The 8,084-nt window shown below is 65.5% G+C and carries 7 protein-coding genes; all 7 read left to right on the forward strand.

Features of this window, described 5'->3' with window-relative positions; all coding sequences use genetic code 11:
- Positions 1-65 precede the first annotated feature (65 nt).
- The 7 genes from B3Z70_RS15285 (at position 66) to B3Z70_RS15315 (ending at position 7,877) form a co-directional block, all read left to right on the forward strand.
- The gene (locus B3Z70_RS15285; RefSeq protein ID WP_292045851.1) at positions 66-695 is read left to right on the forward strand and encodes a hypothetical protein; all 630 of its coding nucleotides are present in this window, start codon (positions 66-68) and stop codon (positions 693-695) included.
- A gap of 13 nt (positions 696-708) precedes the next feature.
- Positions 709-2,778, forward strand: a complete 2,070-nt coding sequence (locus B3Z70_RS15290) for a terminase gpA endonuclease subunit (RefSeq protein WP_292045852.1) — start codon at positions 709-711, stop codon at positions 2,776-2,778.
- Positions 2,779-2,780: 2 nt separating this feature from the next.
- Complete coding sequence (locus B3Z70_RS15295) at positions 2,781-3,008, forward strand: hypothetical protein (protein ID WP_292045853.1); 228 nt, start codon at positions 2,781-2,783, stop codon at positions 3,006-3,008.
- A complete protein-coding gene (locus tag B3Z70_RS15300; protein WP_292045854.1) occupies positions 3,005-4,699 on the forward strand; it encodes a phage portal protein in 1,695 nt (564 codons plus the stop codon). The genes B3Z70_RS15295 and B3Z70_RS15300 overlap by 4 nt, the downstream gene beginning before the upstream one ends.
- 29 nt (positions 4,700-4,728) lie before the next feature.
- The gene (locus B3Z70_RS15305) at positions 4,729-6,315 is read left to right on the forward strand and encodes a S49 family peptidase (protein ID WP_292045855.1); all 1,587 of its coding nucleotides are present in this window, start codon (positions 4,729-4,731) and stop codon (positions 6,313-6,315) included.
- A gap of 71 nt (positions 6,316-6,386) precedes the next feature.
- Positions 6,387-6,755: a head decoration protein gene (locus tag B3Z70_RS15310; RefSeq protein ID WP_292045856.1), complete on the forward strand. Its 369-nt coding sequence runs from the start codon at positions 6,387-6,389 to the stop codon at positions 6,753-6,755.
- Between the two features lie 117 nt (positions 6,756-6,872).
- A complete protein-coding gene (locus B3Z70_RS15315) occupies positions 6,873-7,877 on the forward strand; it encodes a major capsid protein (RefSeq protein WP_292045954.1) in 1,005 nt (334 codons plus the stop codon).
- The last annotated feature ends 207 nt before the right edge of the window (positions 7,878-8,084 follow it).

Here is an 8,084-nt window from a genome sequence, read left to right on the forward strand (position 1 = left end):
GAAGACCTAAAATGCGCATAGCACGGATCGCGCACGGATGGGGTTTAGCGCACGGGTGAACGCACATGAACGCACGGATGCAGTCAGCACCGTCCGGCTTTGTGACCGTCGCCCAGGCGGCGGCCGAACTGACGCGGCGCGGTGATAAGATCGACGCCTCGAACGTGTCGAGGTATCTCGCTCGCAACCCCGACATCGCCTCTCGAAAAGAAGGCCGATGCCGATACGTCGATCTCGCGGCGTTGATCCTTCATCGCTCGGGTAACACGCTGTCGATAGGGCGGCGCGACATGGTCCCGGAGGATGCTGCACCAACTGGCCTGGACGATGATGATGGCGGCGGCGTACCGCTGACGCCCGGCATCGCCTCGGAGATCCAGCAGGCCAACCTTCGCCTGAAACAGCTTCAGGTCCGCGACAAGGAACGTGAAGACGCACTGGCCGAGGGCGACCTTGTGCCGGCGGCTGACGTTCTGGCCGTCATCAACGGCGTGATGCAGACCTTCGTGACAGAGTTGGAGCGGGTCGAGATGTCCATCGCCACCCGCCACGGCCGCGTTGTCGCTGCTGATTTCCGCAAGGCGCGAAAGGATGCCCAGGCAGCGGCATCAGCCAAACTAAAGGTGGCGGCCGAAGCGCAGCTGCACCCGTCTGTCTCCGGCATGATCGCCGCCGACCAGGCCGCTGCGCCCTGACGCGATGACCGCAATGTCGCTGGCCGCTGCGGCGGTCTACGCGGGTGTGGCGGCGGCGATGGCGCCCGCCCCTGAAACGAGCATTTCAGAGTGGGTTGCGGGCGGCGCTGACGGCGGGCCGGTTATCCTTTCGGCGCGAACGAACACGCCCAAAGAGGGGCCGATCAGTTTCGACGGCGTCGAGTATCTGCGCGAGCCGCTGGATAGGCTGCACCCTGACGATCCGGCATCGCGGGTCACCATTCGAGGTGGGGCGCAATCCGCAAAGAGCACGGTCGGACAGCTCTGGGTCTGCTGGTCGGTCGAGAACAATCCGCGATCCTTCGCCATCGGCCTGCCTTCGGCGGGCGAGATCACGAAATACAACGAGCTGAAGCTCGAGCCGCTGCTGGACGATAGTCCCCGGCTGAAAGACCGCATCGACCGCCGCGTCATCCGTGGCCGGCCGATGTCGGACGGCAAGAAGAAGACGCTGAAGACGGGCGCGCAGATCCGCCTCTTCAACCTCGCGTCACCGAAAGAACTACAGATGATCTCGACCGGGAACCTGATCCTGGAAGAGGTCGGCAACGCCCTCGTCGATGTTGGTGAGCGCGGCTCCCCGGTCGCCCAGGCGCGTGAACGTCAGGCCGCCTATTCGGTGATCGGTTCCAAGGAACTGATGATCTCGACGCCGTCCGTACTGGGCGAGTGCGAAGTTTCAAAGGCCGAAGAGGCGGGCGACCAGCGCCGCTTCTATGGTCAGTGCCCTCACTGCACCGGCTTCTTCCACCTCGAGCCGGAGGATTTCAAACCGGCCTCGCCGAACGGCACGCCTCATCACTTCGTCTGCCCTCCCTCGGAGGGCGGATGCGGCGGCGTGTTGGAAGAGACGGACATGCTGACGTTCCGCCCCGCCGGGATCTGGCTGCCCACCTTCCCGAGCCAGAACGAGGATAACCCGGCGCCAGCCAAGTTCGTCGCAGCTGAAGACGTCCATGGCTATACGCGCCGAAACTGCGAAGGCCGCGAGCCCAGCTACTACATCTGGCAGGCGTACTGCGGCCTGATCAGTTGGGCGAAGATCGCCAAGTCCATCGCCGACGCCAAGTCGCCAGCGGAATTGAAGACCCTGGAGCAGCAGACCTTCGGCCGCGCTTGGGATCCTTCGGTCGAGGCGATGAGCTGGGAGGAACTTCACCGCCTACGCGAGCCATACGAACACTCCATCGTCCCGGCAGGGGCGGAATACGTCACGGCCTTCACCGACGTCCAGGGTGCCTACCTCGAAGGCGGGGCCATCGCCTGGGGGCCGGGCGGCGAGTGGTGGGTCATCGATCGTTGGGTCATTCCGGGCGACACAGCCGGCGACCAGGTCTGGTTCGAACTCGACGAGATCTACCGCCGAACCTACCCCCATGCCGAAGGCGGCGAGCTGGGGATCGAGGCGTTTGGCGTCGACACCGGCTTCAGAACCCAGCGCGCCTATTCCTTCTGTCGCGGGCGTCCCCGGTCTTACGCCATGGATGGCCGGCCGGGCTGGAAAGTGCCGATCCTGGGCAAGGCCAAGCCGGTCAAGGTGGTTGAGCAGGGCCGGGTCAAGGGGCGCGTCAAGCTATGGCCTTCCGGCACATGGGAACTGAAGGCCATGTTGGCCTGGTCCCTGAAGCTCTCGACCGAAGCGGGCTACGCGGTCCGTCAGCAAGGCCGGGGACACTGGTCCATGGCCGAAGACGAGGCCTGGGCGCAGCAGATCACGGCAGAGGGTCTGGCCGAGGAAACCGACGACCGCACCGGCGAGATCAAGCGTTGGTGGAAAAAGCTGCGGGACCGAAACGAGTGGGTGGACATCTGGGTCGGCGCCCGCGCGCTGGCGTGGAGCCTCGGGGTCGGCGCGCCGGCTAAGAACGGCGCAGAGAATGTGGATTGGGCCGCACGCGCCGCTGCGCGCGGCCAGGCCTCGGCATCGGCGCCTGACCTCTTCTCGGGTGAAAAGCCGTCGCCGAAGTCCGCAGTTGCGTTGGAGCCGTCCGATCCGACGCCGCCGGCGAATGACAAACCGGGTTCGTCGGAACGTCGGTTCTTCCGTAAGAAACGAGGCTGACCATGGCGCTGACCGATGACGATGTGATCCGTCTCGCCCGCCTGCGGGCTGACCGCGACGCCCAGATCAGCGGTCGGGCGGTGTCCAAGGTCGCTTCAAATGGTCGTTCAAAGGATATGGCGGCGGCGGATCTGAAGCGTCTGGATGGCGAGATCGAGGCTCTGGAAGCCAAGGCTCTCACTGGACGGTCGCGTCGTCGCGGTGCGATCACCTTCCGGTGGGGCCGATGAGCGGCGTGTTCGGCCTGCGCGGCCCTGCCTATCCTTCCACCCGTTCGGCGTCGGTGGCTCATGTGCCTACGGCGTTCGAGCGACCCTATGAAGCGGCGCGCCGCGAGGGCGTGCATGCAAACTGGCGGCCGGGCCTCCGCTCGGCGGATGCCGACTGGCTGGATGACCGCGATGAGGTCATCGCCAAATCGCGTGACATCGGTCGGAACGAAGGCGTCGGCGCGTCCGCCACCATGCGGGTCGTCAATGCGTCCGTCGGCTTCCGCTGGGATTTCACGTCAAAGCCGAACCATCGCGCGCTCGGCATCAGCTATGAGGCGGCGCGCGAGCTGGGCCAGGCGATCGGTGCTGAGTGGGAGCAATACGCCTACGGCATCCACTTCTGCGCCGACGCGGAACGCACCCTGACCTTCGGCCAGCTGCTGCGCCTGTCGGCCGCTCACATCTTCAACGACGGCGAGATGTTGGGCCTCGTCGAGTGGGCTGAGGAAGAGCTGACGAAATACAAGACGCGCCTACGTGTCGTGGATCCCGACCGCCTGTCGAACCCTCACGGCAAGCCGGACACGCCCACCTTGCGCGGAGGTGTCGAGAAGAACTGGAACCAGGCGCCAATCCGCTACTGGATCCGCGAGGGTCACCCCGACGACGTCGGCATGGGCGCCGGTCGCGTGTCCATGAACTGGACGTCGTGGGAGCGTTACTCGACCAATCTGGGGCGGCCCCAGGTGCTGCATGCGTTCGACAAGCTGCGTGCCGGTCAGACACGGGGCGTCACCCGGTTCGCCTCGGTGCTGAAGCTGTTCAAGAGCTTCTCGCGGTTCACCGACAAGACCATCGAGGCGGCGGCCCTCAACGCCCTCTTCCTCGGCTTCATCAAGTCCAATGCTGGTCCGTCGGCGGTTTCGGATTCGTTCGACACCGACGACATGTCGGGCTTTGCGGCGGAGCGCGAGGACTTTTACGACGAGAACCCGGTCGAGGTTCAGGGCGTCCGCTTCCCCGTTCTGGGACCGGATGACGAAGTCCAGATGCAGACGACGGCCCGCGACACCTCAGGCTTCGACGGCTTCACGCGGGCGATCCTGCGGCTCATCGCGGCGGCGCTCGGCGTCACCTACGAAGAGCTGTCCATGGACTTCTCGACGACGAACTATTCGTCGGCGCGGGCGGCCCTCATGATCGCCTGGAAGGAAACGCTCGCTCTGCGCGGCTTGATCGAGCAGCAGATTGTCTGGCCCTTCTTTGCGGCCTGGCTGGAAGAGGCGATCGACATCGGCGCGATCCAGCTGCCGGCAGGCGCTCCCGACTTCTACGACGCGATCGACGCCTATGTCGAAGGCCGCTGGCGCGGTCCTGGTCGCGGCCACATCGATCCCACGAAGGAGCTGCTGGCGGCGGCTGGTCGGATGGAAGAGGGCATCACGACCATGGAAGACGAGTGCGCCGAGTACGACGGCTCCAACTGGGAAGACAAGCTCGAGCAGAAGGCCCGCGAGAACGCCTACAAGCGCGAACTGGGCCTGCCGGTCGACGGCGATCCAGTCGTGCCGGACGATGATCCCGAGGCGGATCGCCAGCGAGATGAGCGACCGCGTTCCGCGCGCCGCTCAGCCATGTCGCGGGTCGCTGCGGTCGCCGACAGCGTCGATCACAACGCCTTCCTGGATGCCCGGCCCGTCGCGGCCTGACCGGCTTTCGAGCCATCTGAGGACACCTCATGTCGAACCTGACCAGTCTGGCGACCCGCCACGCGGGCCGTCCCCTTCTGCTCACGCCGCGCGCTGCTTTCGAGCTGGCCAACCGCGTGCGCGATGTCGATGCCGAAGCCAGCGTGAAGCCCGGCCGCTTCTCCGCCCTGATCCGCAAACTGGCGGGGCTGAACCGCCAGCCAACCGCCATGGACGACGATGGTGATTACACGCCCGTCCCCATGGAAACCCGTCTCGCCTACACGCCGCTGTATGCTGGCGAGCCTGACGACTTCGGCTTCTGCTGGACGCTGAAAGACGGCGTCGCCCTGATGCAGATCGACAAGCCGCTGCTCGATCGCGGCGAGATGTTCTGCGGCGAGGTCTATCACGGTTACGACACCATCCTTCAGGGTCTGCGCGAAGCCAACGAGGACGACCGCGTCCGAGCCGTCTTCATCCGTGAAGCGACGCCGGGCGGCGTCGTCGCCAGCGGCCTTCCCGCTTTGGCTGAATACATGCGCGAGAACAGCGCGCGAGGCGGCGGCAAGCCCATCCATGTCTATGCGGACATGGCCTGCTCCGCCGGCTACTGGATTGCTTCTGGCGCTGACAAGATCGTCGCCGGCCGCGTCGGATTGGTCGGTTCGATCGGTGCGGTGATCGTGCATGAGAACTGGTCGGGGGCCTTGGAAAAGGCCGGCGTCGAGATAACGCCTATCCAGTTCGGTGACGCCAAAACCGACGGAGCCTGGTTCGCCGCCCTGTCAGATCGCGCGCGCGCGGACCTTCAGGCCGAGATCGACCAGTGCGGCAGGGACTTCGTCGCCGACGTCGTCGCCGGCCGTCCTCAACTCTCGCCCGAGGAAGTTCTGGCGACCCAGGCGGCAGTCTTCATGGGTCACCACGATGACCCCGCCAGATCCGCCCTGGGCCTGAAGCTGGTCGATGCGATCGCTTCGGAAGAGAGCGCCTTCTCTGAGCTGCGCGATCAGGTCGCCGGCTCCAAAACCAACACCGTCCCGGGTTCACAAGCATCGGCCGGCAGCGCGCGGGACCGCGCTTCGGCTTCCCCTGCAAAGGAGGCCCCCGTGGCCAAGACACCGAAAGCGGGCGGCAAGCCGTCCGCGAGCACCGCTCTGGCTGCCGCCCAGGCCGTCGCCCGCTGGGCGCAAGCTGAAGTCGCTCGACTGAAGGCCGAGGCCGCCCAGGAGGCACCGCCGGCGGACGATGAAGACGACGCCGACGCGCCGAATGCCGAAATTGAAGACGACGGCACCGACGACAATGACGCCGATGCTGAAGCGGATGACGCCGCTGAAGGCGATGAAGACAGCGTCCAGACCGAAGCCGAGAAAATCGCTGGTTCGCCCGAAGCTGAAGCCAACCCGAAGGCGGCGACGGCGGCGATTGCAGCGGGGCTGACCTATGCCCAGTTCCGCAAGACGTCGGCTGCCTATTCCGGCGGCGGGGCGCGCCGTCTCGAAGCGACGCTGAAGGGCTCGCCGCGACTTGGCGCCGATGCTTCGACGTCCAGCAAGCCGGCGTCTTCCGGTCTCGACCCGTCGGCCATCTACAAGCGCCGCGCCGAGCGCGCCAAGGGCAGCGTCAAATAAGCCTCGCCTGAGCCTTCCAACCTCAATCGCCTGAAGGCGTCGCAGGTCGGCGCCGGATCTGGAGACCTCTCATGACCATCCTCAAGGACTCGCCGGGTGCGGGCCATTTCATCCTGTCCGAAGCCAATGGCTATCGGTCGCGCCAGCGCATGGTCGTCGGCTTGGCGCAGACGCTCCTCGCTGGCCAAGTGCTCGGCAAGGTCACGGCAAGCGGTGACTATGTGAAGCTGGCGCCGTCGGCCACCGACGGCAGCCAGACCGCCGCCGGCATCGCCTTCGACGACTACGTCACCACGACCGAGAAGGTCGATGGCGTCAGCTTCGAACGGGATGGCGAGGTGACCCTTGCCAAGTTGGTCTGGCCTGCCGGCGCCACGGACAACCAAAAGGCGGCGGCCGTCGCCCAGCTGGCCGCGAAGGGTGTCCTCGCCCGCTTCTGATCAAGGCGCCTTCTTCCCTCATCTCGGCCCGGCCAGCGGCCGGGCCGGTCTCTTTTCACCGACGTCGCCTTGACGGCCGTCGGCTGCCAACACGCAAGGAAACCGACCATGTCTTTGGTGAACGTCTTCAAGTCGAGCCTCTTCAAAACCACCACCCTGACGGCGGCGATCAACGCCACCGAGACCCCGCCGCAGCGCATCGCCCAGCTGGGCCTGTTCGAAGAGCAGGGCGTGCCGACGACGTCCGTTGTCATCGAGCGCAAAAACTCGCGTCTGGACATTGCCCCCGTCCTGCCGCGCGGCGCGGATCCCACGCCGATGAAGGATCCGACGCGCCAGGGCATTCCTCTGGTCATTCCGCACGTGCCCGTGCGCGACCGCCTGATGGCGGACGAACTTCAGGACGTGCGTGAGTTTGGGTCGGAAGACCAAATGGTTGGGATCGAGTCGGCCCGCGACGAGAAGCTTCAGACGATGGATGACACTCTGACGGTGACTGAGGAATATCATCGTCTCGGCGCCATTCAGGGACTGATCCTGGACAAGGACGGCAGCGTGCTGCTCGACCTCTACGACGAGTTCGAGGTCACCGAACCTGCTGCGATCGAGATCGACCTCGACCGCACCGGCTGGACGGCCGAAAAGTCCGGCTTGCTTCGTGCACAGTTCTCCGGCCTTCGCACGCAGATGCGTCAGATCCTTGGCAACAAACCCGTGCGCGGGGTTTGGGCGCCCTGCGGCGAGGATCTGTACGAGCAGGTCGCCAATCACCCCGAAGTCCGCGAGACTTATCTCGCGACGATGGAGGCCAAGGATCTGCGGGGCGATCCGTCCGAGTCCTTCGTCTATGGTGGGGTGATCTGGGAGAAGTATCCCGGTTACGGTGATGTCGAAATGGATGCGGACGAATGTCGCTTCATTCCCATGGGCATCCCCGGCCTGTTCATCAGTCGCTATGCCCCGGCGCCGTGGTTCTCGGCCGTCAATCGCAAGGGTCTGCCGCGCTACGCCATGGCGACCCTCGACCCGACGGGCGAGAAATACATCGACCTGGAAGGCCAGACGAACGGTCTGCACATCTGCACCCGCCCGGAAGCACTGATCCCCGGCCGTCTCAAGTAAGTCTCGCCCGCATCGCAGACCCCGCCGCCCGATCAGCTCGGGCGGCGGGATTTTCCGAGCGCGCAGCATCGCGCCCTCCGACAAGCCCGTCGAAAGGAACCCGTCATGGATAATACGAACACGCCGACCTCGACCTCACAGCTCGCTCTACAGGCCGCGTCCAGCCAGGCGCAGCCGTCGCTGGACGCGGCGGCCGATAAGGCGGCG

The organism is Brevundimonas sp. UBA6550, from assembly GCF_002434505.1.
Lineage (GTDB): Bacteria > Pseudomonadota > Alphaproteobacteria > Caulobacterales > Caulobacteraceae > Brevundimonas.

What these genes read in the sequence shown, in the direction of transcription:
- B3Z70_RS15285 (WP_292045851.1), top strand. Translation starts at nt 66, where the DNA reads ATGAACGCACGGATGCAGTCAGCACCGTCCGGCTTTGTGACCGTCGCC.
- B3Z70_RS15290 (WP_292045852.1), top strand. Translation starts at nt 709, where the DNA reads ATGTCGCTGGCCGCTGCGGCGGTCTACGCGGGTGTGGCGGCGGCGATG.
- B3Z70_RS15295 (WP_292045853.1), top strand. Translation starts at nt 2,781, where the DNA reads ATGGCGCTGACCGATGACGATGTGATCCGTCTCGCCCGCCTGCGGGCT.
- B3Z70_RS15300 (WP_292045854.1), top strand. Translation starts at nt 3,005, where the DNA reads ATGAGCGGCGTGTTCGGCCTGCGCGGCCCTGCCTATCCTTCCACCCGT.
- B3Z70_RS15305 (WP_292045855.1), top strand. Translation starts at nt 4,729, where the DNA reads ATGTCGAACCTGACCAGTCTGGCGACCCGCCACGCGGGCCGTCCCCTT.
- B3Z70_RS15310 (WP_292045856.1), top strand. Translation starts at nt 6,387, where the DNA reads ATGACCATCCTCAAGGACTCGCCGGGTGCGGGCCATTTCATCCTGTCC.